This window comes from Mesorhizobium sp. CA4 (genome assembly GCF_020165075.1).
In the GTDB taxonomy this organism is placed as follows: domain Bacteria; phylum Pseudomonadota; class Alphaproteobacteria; order Rhizobiales; family Rhizobiaceae; genus Mesorhizobium.
The window spans coordinates 1-21,329 of the sequence record NZ_JAIUHK010000046.1 but is presented as its reverse complement, the minus strand read 5'-3'; the positions used below and the strand labels follow the sequence as shown (position 1 = coordinate 21,329).

The 21,329-nt window shown below is 64.1% G+C and carries 22 protein-coding genes and 2 pseudogenes; 8 read left to right on the top strand and 16 right to left on the bottom strand.

The window, feature by feature from the left end:
• Positions 1-93: 93 nt before the first annotated feature.
• Positions 94-1,572, bottom strand: a complete 1,479-nt coding sequence (locus LB528_RS26890) for a LysM peptidoglycan-binding domain-containing protein (RefSeq protein ID WP_224716917.1) — start codon at positions 1,570-1,572, stop codon at positions 94-96.
• Between the two features lie 120 nt (positions 1,573-1,692).
• On the opposite strand from LB528_RS26890, the gene LB528_RS26885 reads away from it, so the two are divergent.
• Positions 1,693-2,304, top strand: a complete 612-nt coding sequence (locus LB528_RS26885; protein ID WP_224716916.1) for a TIGR00730 family Rossman fold protein — start codon at positions 1,693-1,695, stop codon at positions 2,302-2,304.
• An 8-nt stretch (positions 2,305-2,312) separates the two neighbouring features.
• On the opposite strand, the pseudogene LB528_RS26880 reads toward LB528_RS26885, so the two are convergent.
• Positions 2,313-3,004, bottom strand: a pseudogene (locus tag LB528_RS26880) (molybdate ABC transporter substrate-binding protein).
• Between the two features lie 184 nt (positions 3,005-3,188).
• Positions 3,189-4,073, bottom strand: a complete 885-nt coding sequence (locus tag LB528_RS26875) for a LysR substrate-binding domain-containing protein (protein WP_224716915.1) — start codon at positions 4,071-4,073, stop codon at positions 3,189-3,191.
• 107 nt (positions 4,074-4,180) lie between these two features.
• Here LB528_RS26875 and LB528_RS26870 point away from each other — a divergent pair, with 107 nt between their 5' ends.
• Together LB528_RS26870 and LB528_RS26865 are read left to right on the top strand one after the other, a co-directional pair.
• Complete coding sequence (locus LB528_RS26870; protein ID WP_224716914.1) at positions 4,181-4,471, top strand: muconolactone Delta-isomerase family protein; 291 nt, start codon at positions 4,181-4,183, stop codon at positions 4,469-4,471.
• Between the two features lie 129 nt (positions 4,472-4,600).
• Entirely contained in the window at positions 4,601-5,371 is a 771-nt protein-coding gene (locus LB528_RS26865; RefSeq protein ID WP_224716913.1) for a pyrroline-5-carboxylate reductase, read from the top strand.
• A 57-nt stretch (positions 5,372-5,428) separates the two neighbouring features.
• Here the strand turns inward: LB528_RS26865 and LB528_RS26860 are convergent, their stop codons facing one another.
• Positions 5,429-6,145: a FadR/GntR family transcriptional regulator gene (locus LB528_RS26860; protein ID WP_224512510.1), complete on the bottom strand. Its 717-nt coding sequence runs from the start codon at positions 6,143-6,145 to the stop codon at positions 5,429-5,431.
• A 197-nt stretch (positions 6,146-6,342) separates the two neighbouring features.
• On the opposite strand from LB528_RS26860, the gene LB528_RS26855 reads away from it, so the two are divergent.
• Positions 6,343-7,374 carry an L-idonate 5-dehydrogenase gene (locus LB528_RS26855; RefSeq protein WP_224716926.1) on the top strand — a complete coding sequence of 344 codons (1,032 nt, stop codon included), beginning with the start codon at positions 6,343-6,345 and terminating at the stop codon, positions 7,372-7,374.
• Positions 7,361-8,143: a glucose 1-dehydrogenase gene (locus tag LB528_RS26850; RefSeq protein WP_224716912.1), complete on the top strand. Its 783-nt coding sequence runs from the start codon at positions 7,361-7,363 to the stop codon at positions 8,141-8,143. Before LB528_RS26855 ends, LB528_RS26850 begins: the two co-directional genes overlap by 14 nt.
• Before the next feature lie 30 nt (positions 8,144-8,173).
• Here LB528_RS26850 and LB528_RS26845 read toward each other — a convergent pair whose 3' ends face one another.
• The 4 genes from LB528_RS26845 to LB528_RS26830 form a co-directional block, all read right to left on the bottom strand.
• On the bottom strand, positions 8,174-8,656 hold the full coding sequence (locus LB528_RS26845; protein ID WP_224512506.1) for a DoxX family protein: 483 nt from the start codon (positions 8,654-8,656) through the stop codon (positions 8,174-8,176).
• 254 nt (positions 8,657-8,910) lie between these two features.
• A complete protein-coding gene (locus tag LB528_RS26840) occupies positions 8,911-9,372 on the bottom strand; it encodes a tetratricopeptide repeat protein (protein WP_224512505.1) in 462 nt (153 codons plus the stop codon).
• Between the two features lie 36 nt (positions 9,373-9,408).
• A complete protein-coding gene (locus LB528_RS26835) occupies positions 9,409-10,380 on the bottom strand; it encodes an MBL fold metallo-hydrolase (RefSeq protein ID WP_224716911.1) in 972 nt (323 codons plus the stop codon).
• A 298-nt stretch (positions 10,381-10,678) separates the two neighbouring features.
• The gene (locus LB528_RS26830) at positions 10,679-10,900 is read right to left on the bottom strand and encodes a DUF680 domain-containing protein (RefSeq protein WP_224716910.1); all 222 of its coding nucleotides are present in this window, start codon (positions 10,898-10,900) and stop codon (positions 10,679-10,681) included.
• Positions 10,901-11,256: 356 nt separating this feature from the next.
• On the opposite strand from LB528_RS26830, the gene LB528_RS26825 reads away from it, so the two are divergent.
• The 3 genes and pseudogenes from LB528_RS26825 (at position 11,257) to LB528_RS30315 (ending at position 15,052) form a co-directional block, all read left to right on the top strand.
• Positions 11,257-13,854: an EAL domain-containing protein gene (locus LB528_RS26825; protein ID WP_224716925.1), complete on the top strand. Its 2,598-nt coding sequence runs from the start codon at positions 11,257-11,259 to the stop codon at positions 13,852-13,854.
• A gap of 366 nt (positions 13,855-14,220) precedes the next feature.
• Positions 14,221-14,682, top strand: a pseudogene (locus tag LB528_RS30320) (CorA family divalent cation transporter); the annotation flags it as partial.
• 136 nt (positions 14,683-14,818) lie between these two features.
• Positions 14,819-15,052 carry a CorA family divalent cation transporter gene (locus LB528_RS30315; RefSeq protein WP_263487492.1) on the top strand — a complete coding sequence of 78 codons (234 nt, stop codon included), beginning with the start codon at positions 14,819-14,821 and terminating at the stop codon, positions 15,050-15,052.
• 4 nt (positions 15,053-15,056) lie between these two features.
• Here LB528_RS30315 and LB528_RS26815 read toward each other — a convergent pair whose 3' ends face one another.
• The 8 genes from LB528_RS26815 to LB528_RS26780 form a co-directional block, all read right to left on the bottom strand.
• Positions 15,057-15,743, bottom strand: a complete 687-nt coding sequence (locus tag LB528_RS26815; RefSeq protein WP_224512497.1) for a glutathione S-transferase — start codon at positions 15,741-15,743, stop codon at positions 15,057-15,059.
• A 53-nt stretch (positions 15,744-15,796) separates the two neighbouring features.
• A complete protein-coding gene (rarD, locus tag LB528_RS26810) occupies positions 15,797-16,726 on the bottom strand; it encodes an EamA family transporter RarD (RefSeq protein ID WP_224716909.1) in 930 nt (309 codons plus the stop codon).
• Between the two features lie 129 nt (positions 16,727-16,855).
• A complete protein-coding gene (gene cimA / locus LB528_RS26805; RefSeq protein ID WP_224716908.1) occupies positions 16,856-18,472 on the bottom strand; it encodes a citramalate synthase in 1,617 nt (538 codons plus the stop codon).
• A 54-nt stretch (positions 18,473-18,526) separates the two neighbouring features.
• Positions 18,527-19,492, bottom strand: coding sequence for a prolyl aminopeptidase (pip, locus tag LB528_RS26800; RefSeq protein ID WP_224716907.1), 966 nt, complete (start codon positions 19,490-19,492; stop codon positions 18,527-18,529).
• Positions 19,489-19,965, bottom strand: a complete 477-nt coding sequence (locus LB528_RS26795) for a GFA family protein (RefSeq protein WP_224512493.1) — start codon at positions 19,963-19,965, stop codon at positions 19,489-19,491. Before LB528_RS26795 ends, pip begins: the two co-directional genes overlap by 4 nt.
• Positions 19,962-20,453 carry a GFA family protein gene (locus LB528_RS26790; protein ID WP_224512492.1) on the bottom strand — a complete coding sequence of 164 codons (492 nt, stop codon included), beginning with the start codon at positions 20,451-20,453 and terminating at the stop codon, positions 19,962-19,964. The genes LB528_RS26795 and LB528_RS26790 overlap by 4 nt, the downstream gene beginning before the upstream one ends.
• 39 nt (positions 20,454-20,492) lie before the next feature.
• Complete coding sequence (locus LB528_RS26785) at positions 20,493-20,879, bottom strand: VOC family protein (RefSeq protein WP_224716906.1); 387 nt, start codon at positions 20,877-20,879, stop codon at positions 20,493-20,495.
• Entirely contained in the window at positions 20,876-21,271 is a 396-nt protein-coding gene (locus LB528_RS26780; protein WP_224716905.1) for an endonuclease domain-containing protein, read from the bottom strand. Before LB528_RS26780 ends, LB528_RS26785 begins: the two co-directional genes overlap by 4 nt.
• Between the last annotated feature and the right edge of the window lie 58 nt (positions 21,272-21,329).

The following is a 21,329-nucleotide window of genomic DNA, read 5'->3' as shown; positions in this document are numbered from 1 at the left end:
TAGACGTCACGTAGGCTTTCGCCAATTTTCAACGCCGCAGAACTGGCGAGGCGCGAGAACTGCCAATCTCCGCCCTTACGGGGGAGATTGGCGCTACTCCGTCTTCGCCGGCGCCGCTGTGATCTGCTCGCCCATGGCCTTCATGTCGGCGGCCTCGCCTTCCTTCGAAGTCGAGGGCACCTTGAACACCTGGCCCGGCCAGATGCGGTCGGGATCGCGGATCTGGTCCTTGTTGGCGAGATAGATCGTCGAAAACCGAGTGCCGTGGCCGTAGACGCGGCGCGAGATGCGCCAGAGCGTATCGTTGCGGCGGATGATGACGGCGCTGTCGGCATGTTCGAGCTTCGGCGCGACCGTCTCAGGCATGTCGGTCGAAAGCGTCTCCTCGGCGACTTTCGCGGGCGCCTCGGCTGCCGGGACCGACGTAGCAGGCTTGGCCGCTTCGGCCGTCGTGGCTGCTGGAGCCACGGCGGCGGCGGTCTTGGTCTCCGCCGGCTTGGCATCGCCGGTCTTTGTTTCATTGGGTGCGACGGCGGCGATCGACTCGCCGGGCTCGCGCTCGAACGGGACGGCAGCGCGGGCGACGACCTTGGCGCCATCGTTGTCCAGGCCATCGACATGGATGGTGTAGCTGCCGACGGGAATGTCGCGCGTCGCTTCGATCAGGAAATGCCCGTCGGCCGAAGTCTTGGCGTCGCCGAGCAGGATGGAGTCGGCATAGGCGCGCACCTTGCGGCCGGGATCGGCCGTGCCGGCGACGAAGATCTTGCTGCCATCGATTTCGACCGCTTCGACGGTGATCTTGGGCTCCGCAGCAGCGGCCGCAGCCGGCGCGGTCGCCTGGTCCGTGGCGGCCGGCGCGGTCGTAGCAAGCGCTGCCGCCTGATCGCCAGCTACCGGCGCGGCCGGCTTGCTTTCGGCCTCCGGCACGGTGATCAGTTGCGAGGCCTTGCCCGGCTCCTCGACCATGGCCAGCACCTGGCCCGTCGGGCTCTGCGGCACCGACACCACGGCGGTTTGAGCCGAGGCGACGGCAGTGCCGCCAACCGTCTGGCGCAGCGTGATCGTATAGTCGCCGGGCTTCAGCGGGTTATCGAGCACGATCGCGAAGGCGCCATCGGGGCCGGAATCGGTCGAGCCGAGCACGGAGCCGCCATTCAGGATCTCGACCTTGGCGTTGGGCGCGGCGCTGCCGGCGACGACGATCGAGCCATTGCCTTCGACGCGCACGACATCGAAGGTCGGCAGTGTCGGACCAGCCGCGGCAGCAGGCGCCTGGATGGGCGTTGTACTGGCCGGGGCCGTCGCGTTGTTGGCCGGCGCCATCTTATTGGCGGGCGCCATGGTGTTGGCCGGAGCCATTGTGTTTGAAGGAGCCTGGGGCACGCGCGCCTCCGTGCTCGTGCTCGAGGATTCAGCCGGTTTCGCATCGCTCTGCGGCAGCGCCGCAACCTGCGCCGGCTTCTGGCTGTTAATGTAAGGGTCCAGCGCGCCCGAGCCGTAGGCGACCGCCGCGACGGCGACAACGCCGCCCGCCGCGAACAAAAACGCCTTAGAAGGATTGATAGCCATAATTCCGTATTGCCCCCTTAGCCACCTAACGCCCGGTCTAGCGTGTTTTCTCCAAGCTCACAAGAAAAAGCCCGTCCACGGGCTTGACCGCGCCAACCGTCCCCATCACCAATCATCGCCATGAACACGATTCGATCCGTCTGCGTCTATTGCGGCTCGTCTCCGGGCCGCGACGAGGCCTATATCAAGGCCGGCCACATACTCGGCCGCTCGCTTGCCAAATCCGGGTTGCGCCTGATCTACGGCGGCGGCACGAAGGGCATCATGGGCGCCGTCGCCGAAGGCGCGCTCAAGGCCGGCGGCAAGGTCACCGGCATCATCCCGCGCTTCCTGATCAACAGGGAAGCGACCGAAACCGCGCTCGACAAGCTCGACGAATTGCTGATCACCGACAACATGCATGAGCGCAAGCACAGCATGTTCGAAAAATCCGACGCCTTTGTGGCGCTGCCTGGCGGCATCGGCACGGTGGAGGAAATCGTCGAGATCATGACCTGGGCGCAGCTCGGCCATCACCGCAAGCCGATCGTCTTCGCCAACATCAAAGGTTTCTGGGACCCGATGCTGACGCTGATCGAGCACATGTCGGAGGAAGGCTTCATCCATACCGCGCATAGGGTGAAGCCACTGGTGGTCAACGACCCGGAAGCGATCGTCGCCGCCATCATGGTGGCGGGTTCGTCTGTCGACGCGCCGACGGAAGGGGTGCAGTCGGTTATCGACAAAATGTAAGGGCGCATTTAGCGGCGCTCGACGCCCTTTGCAGCCAAGATGTCGTCAACGGCCATCGACGTCAGAAATCCCGATAGCTGCTTGGCGGCTTCTGCATGCGTTGGATCGGTGCTGAGGCCAATGGCGAATTCAACGTAACTTTGGAGTTCCGCCGGAAACAGGCCGAGAAGCGTGACCTCGGGAGCGGCGGCGAGAATCGAAGTCACGGGAATGACCCCAACTCAGCTTCCCCACGGCCTACGGCCGCTGCTGTCTGCCCTCCCGATATGGCAACCAGCTTGGGCTTCACCTCATCCGCTATTCCCAAGCGTTCCAGCAAATCGGAGAAGTAGCCACCGCTGGTCCCTTCGCTGGCGTAGGCGACTGATCTGGCGCTCTTCAACGCGTGTTCGAATGTTTCCACGGACCCAATCTCGGGCTGTCGACAGCCTGCCTTGGCCGCCACCCCCATTGCTACCCGACCGAACGCCGCCTGGCTTCCGGCCTTGACCTTTCCCGAGGCGACCAGACCCTGGATCAGGTTCGGATTGGTGATGACAAGGTCAAAAGGTTCCCCAGCCTCAATCTGCTTTTTTACTGTCGGATTGAGCTCCCACTTGGCCGCTACGGTGAATCCTGTGGCCTTTTCGAACTGGGATATGAGTGCAAGCACGGCGGGACGAACCGCAATAGCACCAAAAAGTCGGACAGCGTTATTCATGGCCTAACCCGAAATCGGCCGAAACGGCCTTCCTTATAATACCTAGCTAAGCTTGGACTCCATGCTCCGCGTCCGGTGGTGCCGGCCTTCTGATCAAACCGGCTCGAAGAATCGCGCCAAAGTCATGTCCGGAATGCACCTTTCCGCCCCATTGGAGCTTGCCTGGAATTCACGTCCCGTTGCCCTACAGTCCTACTGACCGCCTCAAATCCCCAACCACCGCCCGCCGGTCATTCCGCCGCCAGGCGAGATGGATCGACACGTTGCGCTTGAACCAGGCCAGGTCGCGGAAGATCACGCCGGGCGGTGCCGCGCTTCGCAGGCTTTCCTGTACCGTCGCCAGGCCCAGCCCGGCGCTGACCAGGCCAAGCGAAGTCAAGGGATCGGCCGTCTCGTAGGCGATGTCGGGCATGAAGCCGGATTCGACGCAGGCCGCCAGGAACTGCGCGCGGTTGGTGTCGCCGGGCTGGCGCATGACGGTGATCCAGACGCGGCCGTCGAGATGGCCGGGCGCGATATCGGCGACAGCGGCGAGCGGATCGCCTTCCGGCATTGCCAGCACCAACGGCTCGCGCCGCACTAATATGCTTTCGATATCGGGATCGCTCGCGGGCGCCGGCGAATAGACGAAGCCGAGATCGAGGGCGCGCTGGCGCAGATCCTCGAATTGCGCCGCGGTCCTTCGGCTGCGCAATTGCAGATGGAAATCCGGCCGCGCGCGTCGAAAATCCCTCAGCATGTCCGCGACCAATCCGGAATGCACCGCGCCCTCGACATAGCCGATGGCCAGGCTGCCGGCGGCTCCGGTGGCGAGGTTGCGGCCGAGCTCTTCCAGCCGCGCCGCATTGGCAAGCAACGCTCGGGCTTCGGCAAGGAAGGCCCTGCCCTCGGCATTGAGATGGACGCGCTGCTTCGCCCGTTCGAACAAGGTGACGCCGAGCTGCTCCTCGAGCTGGATGATCTGCCGGCTCAGGGGCGATTGCGAAATGTGCAATTGCTCGGCGGCGCGGCCAACATTGCCGGTCTCGGCAACGGCGACGAAATATCTGATCTGGCGTAGGTCGAGCATGCGTCCAAGTCCTCAAAGGTCCTAACTTTAGCCTAATCGGTCTTGGACAGTCTGACCAGCGGCGCGCGATATCTCCCGGCGTCAACCAGCCATGAAAGGAGACCGCGATGCAGTTCTTTGCCCTGCTCACCCGCAATACCCAGAAGTTCGGCGACGCCGACTTCGCGCCGCTGCTGCCGCCCGAATCCGAACAGCGCAAGACGCTCTACGCCCAAGGCGCGGTGCGCCAGATCTGGAACCGCGGCGACGTTCCCGGCACAGGCATAATGTTCGAAGCGGCCGACGAAAAGGAAGTGCGCGGCCATCTCGCCACGCTGCCGCTGATCGAAGCCGGCATGATGGACATCACGGCGATCGTGCCGCTTAACCCTTATCCCGGTTTCGGGCCGAAGCGCTGAGCGGGACTTCGGTGAGGCTGTTGTAGCGCGCAGCAGCCTCACAGCCTCGAGCGTCAATGCGGCCACCCTTGCCGAAGAAGAGGCCGTCGCTATTGTCGACGGCGATCCGAAACATGGGGCAGAACATTTATGAAACTTGGCTTTGTCGGGACGGGCGCGCTGAGCTCGGCCATCGTCACGGGATTGAAATCGCTGCCGGGCGAGACGACGCCGGTGGCTGTCTCGCCGCGCAACGAGGCGATCGCGGCGGAACTTGCCGCGCGCTATCCGGACGTGCGCGTCGCCGCCGACAACCAAGCCGTGCTCGACCAATGCGACACCGTGATGCTCGCGGTGCGGCCGCAGATCGCGCGCGAGGTGCTGAGGGAACTGCGGTTCCGGCCGGACCATCACGTCGTCAGCCTGATCGCCACGATATCGTGCGAGGAGATCGCCGGCCTCGTGGCGCCGGCGGCGCATGTCGGCAAGGCCCTGCCGATGCCGATGATCGCGCGCCTGCAGGGTGCGACGATCATCTGTCCGCCGGACCCGATCCTGGCGACGTTCTTCAGCAGGCTGGGCGGCGTGATCGAGGTCGAGGACCAGAGCGAGTTCGACGTGCTCAGCGTCGTCACCGCGACCTATGCCAGCTATTTCAAGTATCTCGACACGATCCACGCGTGGGTGCGCGGCCAGGGCGTGCCGGGCGACAAGGCGCGCGCGTACATCACCAGCATCTACAAGGCGCTGGCCAACGCGCCGGACACGGCCCCGAACGAAGACTTCATGCATCTTGCCCAAGATTATGCGACGCGCGGCGGCATCAACGAGCAGGTGCTGCGCGAGCTCGCCGAGCGGGGAACGTTCGAGACCTTCGCGGAGAGCCTGGAGCGCGTGCATAAGCGTATTTCAGGCAAGTAGCCCTGAGCGCCAATGCTGCCGGGCACTGGTTGGTGACGGCGCGCCTCCCTGACTGGCTTAGGTGACACCGGTCAACTCGACGGCGGTGCGTACGCGGGCGAGCACTTCGCTCAGCATATCGTGCATGGCCTTGCGCGCCCTGGCCGCGTCGCCGGCCTCGATCGCTCTCAGCACCTTGCCGTGCGCATCGAGGTCGCCGACCGGATGGCCGAACAGCGCGTTGGTGGTCGGCACGCTGTATTGCAGGGCGGTATGGATCAGCGCCGAGAGCGGCAGGAAGAAGCGGTTGCCAGTGGCCGCGAGCACCGCTTCGTGGAAGGCGGCGTCCGACAAGACCGGATCGCCCTGGCCCGAGGATGCCGCGCGCATCGCTTCGAAGGCCTCGCGGATGGCGGCGATCTCGTCCGCTTTGTTGCGGCTCGCGGCAAGGGCCGCGGCCTCGCATTCGAAGCCCAACCGCACTTCCAGAAGCTCGATGATGAAGTGGCGCGGGGTGGCGCTGGCGCGCAACCAGCCCAGCACCGAAGGGTCGAGGAAATTCCAGTCCTTCAGCGGGCGGATGCGCGAGCCGCGGCGCGGGCGGGTGAGCAGCAGGCCCTTGGCCGACAGGATCTTCACCGCTTCGCGGGCAGCACTTCGGCTGGCGCCGAAGCGGGCGCAAATCTCCTCCTCGCCGAGCAGTGTCGCGCCGGGCGGAAACAGCCCGCCGAGAATCTCGCGGCCGAGAATGTTGGTTATCTCATCGGTCACCGACGAGGTCTGATTGCCTGCCATTGTCCCGGCCCAATTCAGAGTCTTCACGACAGTGTTACACGCGCCGGCGATCGACGCACCGACTAATTATCGGCGCTGCGGATTTTATCCGATTTATCAGATGAATTGTTTTCAACAAGCGTCGCTTTCCTGCTAACTGGAGGATCGAGAATTTCAGGGCGAAGCAGCGGAGAGCCGGTTTGTCGCCAATATCCTCCATGCGCGCGGTGGTGCTGCGCCGGCCACTCGACCTCCATGTCGAGGAGCGAGCAGTCCCCTCGCCCGGTCCCGGCGAGGTGCTGGTGCGTGTTGCCCGCGGCGGCATCTGCGGCTCGGACCTGCACTATTTCCGCCATGGCGGCTTCGGCACCGTGAGCATGAAGGAGCCGATGATCCTCGGCCACGAGATCGCCGGTCGCGTCGAGGCGCTGGGCGCCGGCGTTTCGGGACCGGCGGTCGGCACGGCGATCGCCGTCAATCCGGCCAACCCGTGCGGCATCTGCGCCTTCTGCCGCACGGGTGAGCCGATTCACTGCCTCGACATGCGCTTTCTGGGATCTGCGATGCGCACGCCGCATGTGCAGGGCGGCTTTGCCGAGCATCTCGTCTGCCGCGCCGAAAACGCCGTGCCGCTGCCGAAGGGTTCCGACCCTACCGCCGGCGCCTTCGCCGAGCCTCTTGCCGTGACGCTGCATGCCGTCGCCCAGGCGCCGGTCTATGGCAGCCGCGTGCTGATCATGGGCGCCGGGCCGATCGGCACGCTCTTGGTGCTGGCCGCGCGCTTTGCCGGCGCGCGCGAAATCGTCGTAACCGACGTGCAGGACAAGCCGCTGCAATACGCCGCCAAGGCCGGTGCCGACCGCACCATCAATGTCGCGACCAATGCCGAGGCAATGGATGGCTATGCCGCCAACAACGGGTATTTCGAGGTCGTCTTCGAGGCCGCCGGCCAGGGCGCCACGGTGGCCAGCGCCTTGCCTATCATCAAGCCGCGCGGCACCTTGGTGACCGTCGGCCAGGGCGCGACGGCGGAGCTTTCCATTTCGATGATCGTCACCAAGGAAATCCAGGTGAAAGGCAGCTTCCGCTTCGACACGGAATTCGCCCTCGCGGTCGACCTGATCGGCTCCCGCCGCATCGACGTCGCGCCGTTGCTCAGCAATACTTTGCCGCTTGCCGAGGCCCGCAAAGCCTTCGAACTGGCCTGCGACAAATCCCAATCGATGAAGGTGCAACTTGCGTTCGACTGATTATCTCGGCCGTCTCTTCGGCCTCGAAGGCAGGCATGCTTTCGTCACCGGCGCCAGCCGCGGGTTGGGCTTCGCCTTCGCGGAGGCGCTGGCCGCCGCCGGCGCGCGCGTCACCATCGGCGGCCGCAAGGCCGACGAGCTCAAGGCCGCCGGCGATCGGTTGCGCGCCGACGGCTACACCGTGGCGGAAGCCGAGATCGACGTCACCGACACGCAGTCGGTCGGCGCGGCGATCGCAGCGAGCGAAGCCGGCACCGGCCCGATCGACATATTGGTCAACAATGCCGGCATCCAGCGCCGCGCGCCGCTCGAAACTTTTTCCGATGCCGACTGGGACGCGCTGATGGCGACCAATCTCGACGGCGTGTTCAAGGTGAGCCGCGCCGCGGTGAAGGGCATGATTTCGCGCTGCAGGGGCGTGATCATCAACGTCTCCTCGGTGCAGAGCGTGCTCGCCCGCCCCTCGATCGCGCCTTACGCGGCAAGCAAGGGCGCCATCACCATGCTGACCAAGTCGATGGCCGGCGAATGGGGCCAGCATGGCGTGCGCGTCAACGCCATCGCGCCCGGCTATTTCAAGACCGAGCTCAACACCGCCTTGGTCGCCGACGAGAAATTCTCGACATGGCTGACCGGCCGCACGCCGATGCGGCGCTGGGGCGCTGTGGAGGAACTGGCGGGCGCAGCGGTGTTCCTGGCCTCGGATGCGGCGAGCTTCGTGACGGGACAGACGCTGCTGGTGGATGGCGGGATCACAAGCGTGTTGTAAGGCCGCCCTCACCTCACGCGGACCCGCGCCTCAAACCGGCAAGCTCGTCTCCCCCACCGACGGATGCTGCTCGATGGGCGGATCGATCTTGGTGTCTCTTGCGAACCCAGCCAGCACCCTGTCGACAGACAGCCTGCCCGAACCGGCGAGCGCCAGGATGAACATGCCACCAGCGATTGCCAGGTCCTTCTCGAAATGCAGCAATTCGTTCTGGCTGGCGAAACTGGTGTGGAATAGGCCGGCCGTCATCATGCAGAACAGGCCGAGTCCGATCGCTCCCAGCCGCGCCAGGATGCCGAGCGCCACCGACAGGCCGGCACCAAGCTGCAGCGCGATGGTGGCCAAAAGCAGCGGCGTGCTGACGCCGACCGCGGCCATCGCCTTCTGAGCGCCCTCGAAATGCGTCGCCAACTGCAGACCCTCATGCACGAAGATCAGCGATAGAAGCAGGCGGCCGGCAAGCAGGACGACGTCCCTGGCGTGAAGTCTTTCGGCAAGTTCGATCGGTGTCATGGTCGGCTCCGGTCTTTGAAAACAGGCATCTGGTATGAGCGGGGCGCCACGCCGATGGACGTGCGCCTGCAAGTGCTCGAGGTTGAAAGGTCGGAGCCGGCGCGAGGGAGAGGAACGCCGGCTCCGGTTTTCGGGCACGCTACCGCCGTGGCGCCCAAAAGTCGGCACTCGGGGCAAGGTCAGTGCCAAGCCCCTCTCCGGCCGCTCCGCGGCCAGTTCTCCGCCACCTTGTGGGGACCAGGAAACAGGTCGAGCTACTTCGTCACCTTGGTGTCGATGGCCTGCTTGAGGTCGGAAAGCTCCTCGCAGCCCGCCGGGCAGAGTTTTTGCAGCGAGGCGAGCTGCTCGTTCGCCTTGGCCATGTCGCCGGTCTCGACATAGAGCTCGCCCAGATATTCATGCGCGGCCTTATGATCGGGCTGCAGCTCCAGCGCCTTGGTGTAGTAGGTCAGCGAGGTCTGGTAGTCGCCGGTCTTGCGCAGCGTGAAGCCGAGCAGATTGTAGACGTCGGCCTGCTGGTTGTCCTGCGCCAGGTCGCGCAGGTCGGCTAGCGCGCCCTTGTAATCCTTGGCCTCGATCTTGGCCTTCACCGCCGTCAGGTCCGGCGCGTCGGCGCCTTCGATGTCGTCCACGGCATAGGCCGGCACGGCGATGGCGATCGGGGCCGCGGTCAAGACCGCAATGGCGCCGAGCACCGCGAAAAGTGCGTGTTTCATGGGAGATGTCGCTTTCTCTTCAGGATCCGATTCAGATCAGATCTGCGTTGGGGTGAAGGCGTAGGCGTTGCCGTCCTTGACGAAGCTGCCTGTGCCAGGGAACGGGAAGTGCGAGCCGCAGATGCGGATATTGTCGGCAATCACCTGGTCGATGATCTTGTGGCGTGTGGCGATCGCCATCGGCCCGTCCTGGTCGTAGCTGCCCTGCCATTCGGGATGCGGGGCGAGCAGCGCCGGCACGTACATGGTGTCGGCCGAGACGAGGAATTGCTCTGAGCCGGCGTCGACATGGTAGACGGAATGGCCGGGCGTGTGGCCGGGCGCCGCCATGATGCGGATGCCGGGCACCACTTCCGTGCCGTCGTCGACCAGCTTCCAGTTCTTCCATTTCGGGAAGTTCTCGGCGATGCGCTTGCCCGCCGGCTTGCGGCCCTCGGGCAGCTTGGCGAGGCGGCTCGGATCCGTCCACCAATTGTACTCGGTCGCGTTAACGATCAGCTCGGCATTCGGGAACACCGGATTGTTGGTGCCCTTTTCCATCAGGCCCCAGACATGATCCGGATGGAAATGCGAGATCATGATGGTGTCGATCGCCTTGTAGTCGATGCCGGCCGCCTTCATGTTGGCCGGCAGATGCGTGGCGTTGGCCTGCCATTGGCCGACGCCGGAGCCGGCGTCCATCATGATGGTGCGGCCGTTCATCTGGAGCACCACGACGGTGAGCGGGATCGGCATGAACTCGGTGGTCAGCCCCGCCTTGGCAAGCGCTGCCTTGGTGTCGTCGACCGACACGCCCTTGATGAAGGCCGGGTCGTGGGGCTTGCGCCAAATGCCGTCATAGACGGCGGTGACCTCAAGCGAACCGACTTTGTATTTGTAGAAGCCGACCAGCGGCTCCACCGGGGTTTCGGCGTGAGCCGCGGGCGCGAATTCCAGCTTGCCGGCAATGCCGAAGGCGGCCGCGGCGGCGGCGGAACCGAGCACCATGCGGCGTGTCATGTTGAACATCAGAAATCTCCTCTTGTGGCTTGCGCGTTTGCTTCAAGTTTCAGGCGGCGTGAGAGAATGGCGGAGGGCCCAGTGCTGCCCTCCGCCGGCTGCGGAAACCGTAACCGGCCGATCCGACTGAAGACCGGCCGGCGCCGGGGAGATCGGGACGTCTGGTCGTTGACCCGAGGCGAGGCGTGCCTTCCTCACACCGGCATCAGAACCTTTGGTCCCGACTCCCGGGCGAGGACCTCGGTCCCGCCTGGGATCGGGACCTGTAGTCCCTACTCCTGGGCGAGGACCTTTCGGTCCCGCCTGCCTACCGACCCCAAATGCCCTGGCCGGGCTCTTCCGCAGCGATCCTGGCCGCCGGCTTCATGGCGAGGCGGTCCATGTCGGGCTTCGCGAGGGAAGCGGTGGTTGTGGTGTCGATGGCGACGGCCTGCTGGCCGCCATTTGTCCCGGAGAAGTGGTCGCTGCCGGCGAAGGCGCTGCCGGTGGCAACGAGCATGGCGACTGCGGCAAAAGCGGTTCTGTTCATATGCGTAGTCCTTCCGGTTGGTTGATGCGTGCCTTGGGAGGATGGCCCCGCTACAGCCAAGACCCGGAAGGCCCGGGCTTTATTCCCGGGACGCGGAAGAATTTTTTGGCAACGGAAGATCGCGATTTTTGTGGAATGAACGGCCCAGTTAGCCGGCGTTAATCATGGCTTGAGTTTGTTGGCTCAAGGCAAGCCTCCAGGCCGCGAATGGCGCACCTTGAGGCGGGCATGGAAGTTCTAATTTAAGCACTTTCCTTTAACTCCGATCGATGGCGCGTCGTCCTCCGATCGACGGAGCGTCGTCCAGGAAAGCTATTCGGGTTGAATTGACCGCGACAAATTTCAACATCGGCCGTATCAGGCAGGCCGTTTTTTCTTCCGCCAACGTGCCGGCGGCGATTGCTTTCGTCGTGCTCTTGATCTGCGCGATCTTCGTCGACCAGCAGAACAAAAGGGTTTCCGATCAACTCACGCGCGCCGACGTCCTCTACAAGGTCAACATCATCCGCGCCAAGCTGGAAGGAAACATCAACGGCAATCTCCAGCTGGTTCAGGGCCTCGTCGCGGCCATCGTCACCGAGCCCTATATGGGCCAGCAGAGATTTGCCTCCCTGGCTGCCAATCTCTTCAAGCAAAAATCGCAGTTGCGCAACATTGGCGGCGCGCCCGATCTCGTCATTTCGATGATGTATCCGATGGAGGGCAACGAGAAGGCGATCGGGCTCGACTACCGCAAGAACGAGGCGCAACGCTTGGCGGCACTTAGGGCGCGCGACCAGCGCATATCGGTGCTTGCCGGTCCCGTCGACCTCAGGCAGGGCGGGCGCGCCTTCATCGGCCGGATCCCTGTCTTCGTACCGACGGCGGGGGGCGGCGATCGCTTCTGGGGCCTTGTCTCGGCGGCTATCGACATCGATCGGCTCTACGCCGCAAGCGGACTCACCGACCCCGATCTCGACATAGACGTGGCGCTTACCGGAAAGGACGCGCTTGGCGGGGGCGGCCAGCGCTTCTTCGGTAGCGCCGACATCGTCGAGAACAATCCGGTGACGGCAGAAGTGCAGCTACCGTTCGGTTCCTGGCAGATTTCGGCAATTCCCAAGGGCGGTTGGCCGACCGTGCCGAAGAACGAGCGAGTCTTGCAGGCGCTCATGGCGCTCGCCGCTGTGCTGGTGGTGCTGCCCATCCTGGTGGCCGGACGGCTGTTCGGCGAAAGGCAGAAAAACTATGCCGAATTGAGGCGCCTGTCCGGGAGGCTGGAACTAGCTCTGGAGGCTTCAGGCATCGGCGTGTGGGAGCAAGACCTCGTCACCGACGAGCTGCTGTGGGACGATCGCGTCAATGAGATCTACAGCAAGCCCGCCGACGGGAAGCCGCGCGGCTATGACGACTGGGCACTGGCGATCCACCCCGAGGATATCGCGCGGGCACAGCGCGAGTTCGACCTTGCCGTGGCTGCAAAAGGTCCCTACTCCTCGCAGTATCGACTGCTTCGCCCAGACGGCACCGTCCGCCATGTGCGCGCGCGCGCAAGCTACTTCCAGGACAGCGACGGCACGCCGAAGATGGTCGGGGCCGAATGGGACGTGACCAGCGACGTTCTGCTCAACGAGAATCTGGTGCGTGAACGGCAATTGTCGGAATCGAAGAATGCCGAACTCAAGACCGCCAAGGCGCGCATCGAGCATGTGGCGCTGCACGATTCGCTAACAGGCCTACCCAATCGCCGTTACCTCGACGAGATGCTGGCCAGTTCGCCCGAGGATCGCACTGCGCTGCTGCATCTCGACCTCGACCGCTTCAAGCACATCAACGACACGCTCGGCCATGCGGCGGGCGACGCCATGCTCATGCACGCCTCGAAGGTCATCAAAGCCAACGTCCGGGCAGGCGACTTCGTGGCGCGCATCGGCGGGGACGAGTTTGTTGTGGTGTGCCAGGGGCGCGATGACAATGAACTCGCCGCGCTAGCGGACCGTATCATCGAAGAAATGCGTCAGCCCGTCGACTATAAAGGCCACCAATGCCGGTTCGGGGTCAGCATCGGGATTGCGGCGCTTAGCGGCGTCGATGCGAAGCAGTTGCTGGTCAACGCCGATCTCGCGCTCTATCGAGCCAAGAGCCGCGGTCGCAACCGTTATGAGTTCTTCAACGAAGAGCTGCAGAGCGAGATCGTCAGGACCAAGCAGACCGCTGACGAGATCCTCGGCGGGCTGGAGCGCAACGAATTCATCGCCTACTATCAACCACAGTTCGATGCCAAGACGCTCGAGATCGTCGGCGTCGAGGCGCTGTCGCGCTGGCGCCATCCACGGCGCGGCCTCCTCGCCCCCGACATCTTCCTCAAAGTGGCCGAGGAATTGAATGTGGTCTCGCTGATCGACCGCACGATCCTCGAACAAACGCTCGAGAATTTCCAGCGCTGGTCGCGCGACGGCCTCAACATCCCGCGCTTTTCCGTCAACGTCTCAGCACGAAGGCTGGAGGACAAAGACTTGATCAACGGCCTGCGCATGCTGGCGATCAAGGAGGGAACCATCTCGTTCGAGCTCGTGGAATCCATTTTCTTGGACGAAAATGACGAGCTTGTCGCCTGGAACATCGAGCACATCAAAGAGCTCGGGATCGACATCGAGATCGACGATTTCGGCACGGGCCATGCGTCCGTCGTCAGCTTGCTCAAGCTGCAACCGCGCCGTCTCAAGATCGACCGACAGCTCGTCACGCCGATAACGGGCTCGGCGGCGCAGCGGCGGCTGGTGTCGTCCATCATCGAGATCGGCAAATCGCTAGGCATCGGGGTCGTGGCGGAAGGCGTCGAGACGATGGAACATGCGCGAATCCTGAAAGAGCTTGGCTGCGACATCCTGCAGGGCTACGCATTCGGGCGCCCGATGGACGCAAAGTCCTTCAGGACCTTCGCGGCGTCACGCAAATGGCTGGCCACGGCATAGGCGGATGAAGCGAGCTTCCGTTTGACCGCACCGCTACCGGCTGCGCAACCCGTTCGGCAAACGAGCAAACGATAGGACAGCCCTGTCGAGAGCGAGAGCAGCTGCAGTCATAAGTCACCAAACTGTCACACCAGGCGGCAACCGCCATGGTAGGTTTGCCGAGGCCGCCTCCGCGGCCCCTGACCACATCAAGAGCCGGCGCAGCCGCCATGAACATCGCCCTCCCCCGCCGAAGGCACCGACCTCTCGCCCTATTTGCCGGACGAGCACGGGCTGTTCTTCATCTACCATTTCAAGGCCGATGGGAGCCGCACCAAGGATCCAGCGGAGGCGCATTGGAGCTGGCGCAGCTACCAGATCACCGACATGCGCGCCCGCCAGGAGATCGGCGCCGAGCAGGCCTTGCCGGCGGCGGTGCGCGATGCTTTCCTGTCGCCCAGCCATGGCTGCCAGATCGACTTCGAGGACGACTTCCTCTATGGCGACCTGCCCGACCTCAGGCACGATTTTGCCGAGGCGCGCGGGCTCACGCATTTCCGTTTCGGCTTCAACGAAAAGATGCTGGTCGGCGCCCGCAAGCAGCCGCTGGAATCGGTCGACAAGATCCGCAAGCTGGTGGAGAGCGGCACGCGAAAATTCCGCTCGCCGGCCGAGCTGATCGAGGCGGTGATGGGCCAGTCGCTCGACGGCATGGCGGCCGAGCTCGGCAAGATGGGCGACACGCTCGACGGAATCGAGGATCGCATCGTGTGCGATGCATGGCACAATGAGCGCCAGGCGCTGGTCGACGCGCGCCGGCAGCTGGTGCTGATCCACCGGCAGATGGCGACGCTCACCAGCCTCTTCCGCCATCTCGACCATTCGCATCGCAACGAACTGCCCGACCCCATCAACGACATGGCTTTCGCATCGGGCGCACACGCTGCATCACGACGGCGAACAACTGCAGGCGCGCACGCGCCTGTTGCAGGACGAGCTGATGGCCAAGCTGACCGAGCAGTCGAACCAGCTGCTCTATATCCTCTCCGTCATGACGGCGGTGCTGTTGCCGATGACCATCATCTCCGGGCTGTTCGGCATGAATGTCGGCGGATTGCCGCTGGTCGGCACGCCGCTGGGATTCTGGGCGGTGACGACGATCTCGGTCGTCATCGCCGGCATCATCTATATGGTCGTGCGACGGCTGGGGCGCGTGTAGCGCTTCAGGCGGTTGCCCGCAAATCCTCGACGATCGTGCCGGCGGCCTGGACTTCGGCTTCGTGGCCGGGTTCGCGCCACGTCTCGGCAAGTCCGGCCGCGTACCATTCGCGCATGGCCGGGAGGTCGAGCAGCCGCTGCGGATAGTTAGCCGCTTCGCCTTCGAAAATCAGGCCATAGGACTGCGCCCTGAATGCGATGGGGGCAAAGAAGGCATCGACGGCACCAAAACGGTCGCCGGCCAGGAACGGCCCGCCGAAACGCGCAAGGCCATCGTTCCACAAGTCTCCCAAGCGGAAGATGTCGTGCTTCAGCGCGCCGGACATCGGCAATGGCTGGACGCGGACGCCGCAGCTCATCGGGCAGTCATTGCGCATCGCGGTAAAGCTCGAATGCATCTCGGCGGCGGCCGAGCGCGCCCAGGCGCGCGCCTTCGCCTCCGCCGGCCAGACGCCCTGGTGGCGTTCGGCCAGGTATTCGACGATCGAGAGCGAATCCCAGACCGCCCAGCCGTCATCGACCAGGCAGGGTACCCGGCCATTAGGCGAGAATTGTCGGTAGAGTTCGAAACTCGGCCCGGTCGGGAACGGCGTCAGCCGCTCCTCGAACGGAATGTTGAGGACGCGCATCAGCAGCCATGGCCGCAGCGACCAGGACGAATAGTTCTTGTTGCCGATATGCAGAACGTACATCTGACGCCCCTTCCCCTGGTCACGCAATCTCAGACGGAGAACGTTGCGCTTGCCTATCTTGTTGCGGGCGCCGGCGGGCGGACCTCGCGGCCCCTGAACATCGACCATGAATACATCGCCAGCGCCGTCCAGATCAGTGCGAAGGCGATCGCCTGCGTGGTGCCGAACGGCTCATCGAAGATCAGCACGGCGATCAGGAACACCATGGTCGGCGCGATATATTGCATGATGCCGATGGTAGACAGGCGCAGCAGCCTGGCGCCGAAGGCAAACAGCAGCAACGGCACCGCGGTGACCGGACCGCAGCCGATCAGCAAGGCCGTGTCGGCACCGCTGCTGGAGATGAAATGATCCTGGCCGGTGGCGATCAGGTAGGCGATGTCGCCAAGCGCCGGCACCGAGAGCAAAAGCACCTCGAGCAGAAAACCCTGGCTCGGGCCGATCGGCAGCGTCTTGCGGAAGAAGCCATAGGCGGCAAAGGAAAAGGCGAGCGCCAGCGATACCCATGGCAATTTGCCGGCCTCGACTGTGAGCACCGTCACCGCGATCGTGGCGAGCGCTACTGCGGCGATCTGCAGCCTGTCGAGCCGCTCGCCGAGCAGCACGGCGCCGACGACGACGCTGACCAGCGGGTTGATATAGTAGCCAAGCGCGGTCTCGACGGTGCGGTCGACCGCGATCGCCCAGACATAGATACCCCAGTTGATCGAGATCAGCACCGCCGTCAGCGCCGCCATGGCAAGGCTCTTCGGCGAGCGGATCGCCGCCTTGAAATCGGCGGTGCGGCCGGCCCAGATGAGCACCGCCGCCGCGATCGGCACCGACCAGACGACGCGGTTGGCGATCACCTCGGCAAGCGGCAGATGCGCCACCGCCTTCATGTAGAAGGGTAAGAGCCCCCAAAGGAAATAGGCGCCAAGCGCCAGGAGGAACCCGCGGCGGGCCTTGGCATCCTGATCGAGATCGGCTGTAGCGGTGACCATGGCCTAACGCTATGGCCCAGCGGAGCGCCCAAGACCATCACAAAATCATGATGGATCAACGGAGTTTTGGTGATGGTTCAAGGAGGTCCCAGTTCTCGCCTCACTTTGGGGACGAGGAAGGGCGGCGGCCTACTCCGCCGCCACCAATCCCGCCATGTCGCGGTTCTTCATCAGCTTGTAGACGATCGAATCCATCAGCGCCTGGAAGGAGGCGTCGATGATGTTTTCCGACACGCCGACCGTCCACCAGCGGGCGCCGGTGGAATCATGCGATTCGACGAGGACGCGGGTGATGGCCTCGGTGCCACCGTTGAGGATGCGCACCTTGAAATCGGCGAGCTCGAGATCGGCGATCTCGTTCTGGTACTTGCCGAGATCCTTGCGCAGCGCGATGTCGAGCGCGTTGACCGGGCCGTGGCCTTCGGCGACCGACATCTTCTCCTCGCCGTCGACCTCCACCTTCACGATCGCCTCGGAGACGGTCTTCAGATTGCCGTTGGCGTCGAAGCGGCGCTCGACCATGCAGCGGAAGGACGTGACGTTGAAGAACTCCGGCAGGCCGTGCAGCATTTTTCGCGCGAGCAGCTCGAAAGAGGCGTCGGCGCCCTCATAGGCATAGCCTTCCGCCTCGCGCTCCTTGACCACGGCGATCAGCGCGTCGAGCCGATGATCGTCCTTCGGCACGTCGATGCCGCGCCGCTTCAGCTCGGCGAGGAAATTGGCCTTGCCGCCCTGGTCGGAGACCATGACGCGGCGGCGGTTGCCGACGGCTTCCGGCGGCACATGCTCATAGGTCGCCGGCTCCTTGGCCAGGGCCGAGGCGTGGATACCGGCCTTGGTGGCGAAGGCGGAGGAGCCGACATAGGGTGCCTGCGCTTCCGGCGCCCGGTTGAGCAATTCGTCGAAGGCGCGGGAGAGCCTGGATATCCCCGTCAGATCTTCGGCCGAAATGCCGGTTTCGAAGCGGTCGGCGAAGGCGGGCTTCAGCGAAAGCGTCGGGATGATCGTGATCAGATTGGCATTGCCGCAGCGCTCGCCGATGCCGTTCAGAGTGCCCTGGATCTGACGCACGCCGGCTTCGACGGCGGCGAGTGAATTCGCCACCGCCTGGCCGGTGTCGTCGTGGGCGTGGATGCCGAGATGATCGCCTAGGATGCCGCCGGCGATGACCTTCCCAACGATCTCCTGCACCTCCGAAGGCTGCGTGCCGCCATTGGTGTCGCACAGCACCACCCAGCGCGCGCCGGCATCATAAGCGGTTTTCGCACAGGCCAGCGCGTAGCCCGGATTGGCCTTGAAGCCGTCGAAGAAATGCTCGCAGTCGACCATGGCCTCCTTGCCGGCCGCGACTGCCGTCTCGACCGAGGTCTTGATCGAGTCCAGGTTCTCCTCATTCGTGCAGCCGAGCGCGACGCGCACATGATAGTCCCAGCTCTTGGCGACGAAGCAGATGGCATCCGACTTCGACTGCACCAGCGCCGCCAGCCCCGGGTCGTTGGAGGCCGAGACCCCCGCCCGCTTGGTCATGCCGAAGGCGACGAATTTCGCGCTCTCAGTCCGTTTCTTTTGGAAGAAGGTCGTGTCGGTCGGGTTGGCGCCCGGATAGCCGCCCTCGACATAGTCGATGCCGAAGTCGTCGAGCAGCTTGGCGATCGCGATCTTGTCCTCGACAGAAAAGTCGATGCCCGGCGTCTGCTGGCCGTCGCGAAGGGTCGTGTCGAAGAGGTAGAGGCGTTGCTTTGTCATGGCAGTAGCTCGAAATCCCGCGCTCCTTCACCGTGGAGCCGCGAACGTGCATCACTATTTCCCCGCGAACCGATCCGTCGCCCGGATCAGCCGGTCCAGAATCCCGGGCTCCGAATAGGCGTGGCCGGCGCCCTCGATGAGGTGGAAATCCGCCTTCGGCCAGGCCTTGTGCAGCGCCCAGGCATATTTCGCCGGGCACGGCATGTCATAGCGGCCGTGGACGATGGTGCCGGGAATGTCCTTCAGCTTCCAGGCGTCGCGCAAAAGCTGCCCTTCGTCCAGCCAGCCGGCATGGACGAAATAGTGGTTCTCTATGCGGGCGAAGGCGATCGCATAGTCGTCCTGGGCGAACTGGTCGCTGGTCTCGGGCTCGGGAAGCAGCGTGATCGTCTCGCCTTCCCAGATGCTCCAGGCGCGGGCGGCCTCAACTTGAGCCTTGCGGTCGGAGCCGACCAGCCGCTTGCGATAGGCGGCCATCATGTCGCCGCGCTCGGCCTCGGGGATCGGCGCCAGGAACCGCTCCCATTTGTCGGGAAACATCTCCGAGACGCCGAACTGATAGTACCATTCGAGCTCGGCGCGGGTCAGCGTGTAGATGCCGCGCACGACGAGCTCGCTGACGCGCTCCGGATGCGTCTCGGCATAAGCGAGCGCCAAGGTCGAGCCCCAGGAGCCGCCGAACACCAGCCATTTGTCGAAGCCCGCCATCTCGCGCAGACGCTCGATATCGGCGACGAGATGCCAGGTAGTGTTGGCCTCGAGCGAGGCGTTGGGCATCGACTTGCCGCAGCCGCGCTGGTCGAACAGGATGACGTCATAAAGTTTCGGGTCGAACAGGCGCCGGTGTTTCGGCGAGATGGTGCCGCCCGGACCGCCATGCAGGAACACGGCGGGCTTGCGGCCCTTGGTGCCACAGCGCTCCCAATAGACGGTGTGACCGTCGCCGACATCGAGCATGCCTGACTCGAACGGCTCGATCTCGGGATAGAGCGTACACAACGAACTGCCGTGGATCGTCATAGTTTCAAACCGTGCTGCGGCCAGTTGGCCGTCTCGTGGTCGGGATGCTGGAAGGAGATGATCTGCTCCTGCCGCCGATAGAAGTCGGGGTCGTCAAGGATCGGCGCCTCGAAGATCTTTTCCACCCAGGGCAGGCGAACGGCGTAATTCACCTGGATCTGCGGTGCGAGGTCGGAGCGGTCGTCGAAAGCGCCGATGGCGATCTCCAGCGAGCCGGGCTGGCGGTAGGTCAGCGGCGTGCCGCAGCGGGCGCAGAAGCCGCGGTCGATGTTGACCGAGGACTGGAAATAGCTCGGCTCCTCATGGGTCCACTCGACGCCGTCCTTCGGCACCGTCACCAGCGCGCCGAAGAAATTGCCGAACTGTTTCTGGCACATGCGGCAATGGCAGATGGACGGGCGCCCGAGCTTGCCGTGCACGCGGAAGCGCACGGCGCCGCACTGGCAGCCGCCGGTTCGAACTTGATCGGTCATGGTTTTTCCTCCGGCGGCCATTGCTCGGTGTCGTGATCGGGATGCTGATAGGAGACGAGCTCGGCGAGGTAAGGCGCGGACGTGATATCGCCCATCGTCTCCTCGGACGGCAGTTTCGCGATGCCGTCTACATAGGGAAGCTTTGCTTCGACGCCCCACTGGATGGTGGGCGCGATGCCGGTCGGGTCGTCGAAGGCGGCAATCGCTAGCGCGATGCCATCCGGCGCCTCGAAGGTCAGCGGCGTGCCGCATTCGGCGCAGAAGCCGCGCCGGACGGCATTGGACGAGCGGAAGCGTTTCGGCTCGCCGCGCGTCCAGTCGAGCGTAGCGCCGCGCACCGAGACCAGCGGCAGATAGAAATTGCCGCTCGCCTTCTGGCACATGCGGCAATGGCAGACCGAGGCGTCTCCCAGCGCGCCTTCGACGCGGAAGCGCACGGCGCCGCACTGGCAGCCACCTGTATAGACCGGCCGGTTGTCGAGGCTCATCGCTCACTCCTGGGTATCGGCTTACTCCGGGTCATGGGTTTACTCCGGGTCATGGCAAACCGCTTCGACATTGTTGCCGTCGGGATCGAAGACAAAGGCGCCGTAATAGTTGGGGTGATAATGTGGACGCAGGCCCGGCGCGCCATTGTCCCTGCCGCCGGCGACAAGTGCAGCCGCATGGAAGGCATCGACCTCGGCGCGGCTGCGGGCGGTAAAGGCGACATGCTGGGTGGATTTCGGCTTGTCCGTGCTGTCGCTCAGCCAGAACACCGGCCGGTCGCGACCATAGCCGCCAACCTTGGCGCCGCCGGTATATTGCTCAGGCACCATGTAAAGCAGCGAAGCCCCCAGCGGCGCCATCGCCTTGTCGTAGAAGGACTTGGACTTTCCGAAGTTGGAAACATTGATGCCAAGATGATCGATCACGGGACGAACTCCTCCGTTTGTGGCGCGGGCGCATCGGCAAGGCCGACCACGATGACGATGTGCTGGCAGACATTGTCGATATCGCGGATCACGTCGTCGTTCCAGAAGCGCAGAATGGTCCAGCCTCCGGCAGCTAGATAGGCAGTTCTTTCCTCGTCCCGCCGAGAGTGTTCCGCATCACCATGCTGGCTGCCATCAACCTCGATTATGAGGCGATATGCCGAACATGCGAAATCGACAATGTAGGGTCCGATGGGCACTTGCCGCCTGAAGCTCATTCCCAGCCGGTGAGCGCGCAACTCGTTCCAGAGTTTCAGCTCGGCATCGGTCATCGCGCGGCGCATCGACTTGGCGTTCTTGCGCTGACCAAGAGGAAAGCGGTCGTGGCCCATGTTCAGACCGCCTTGCGCTGGAGATTAGCGAAACCGGACGCGCCGGCTAATCTCCCCC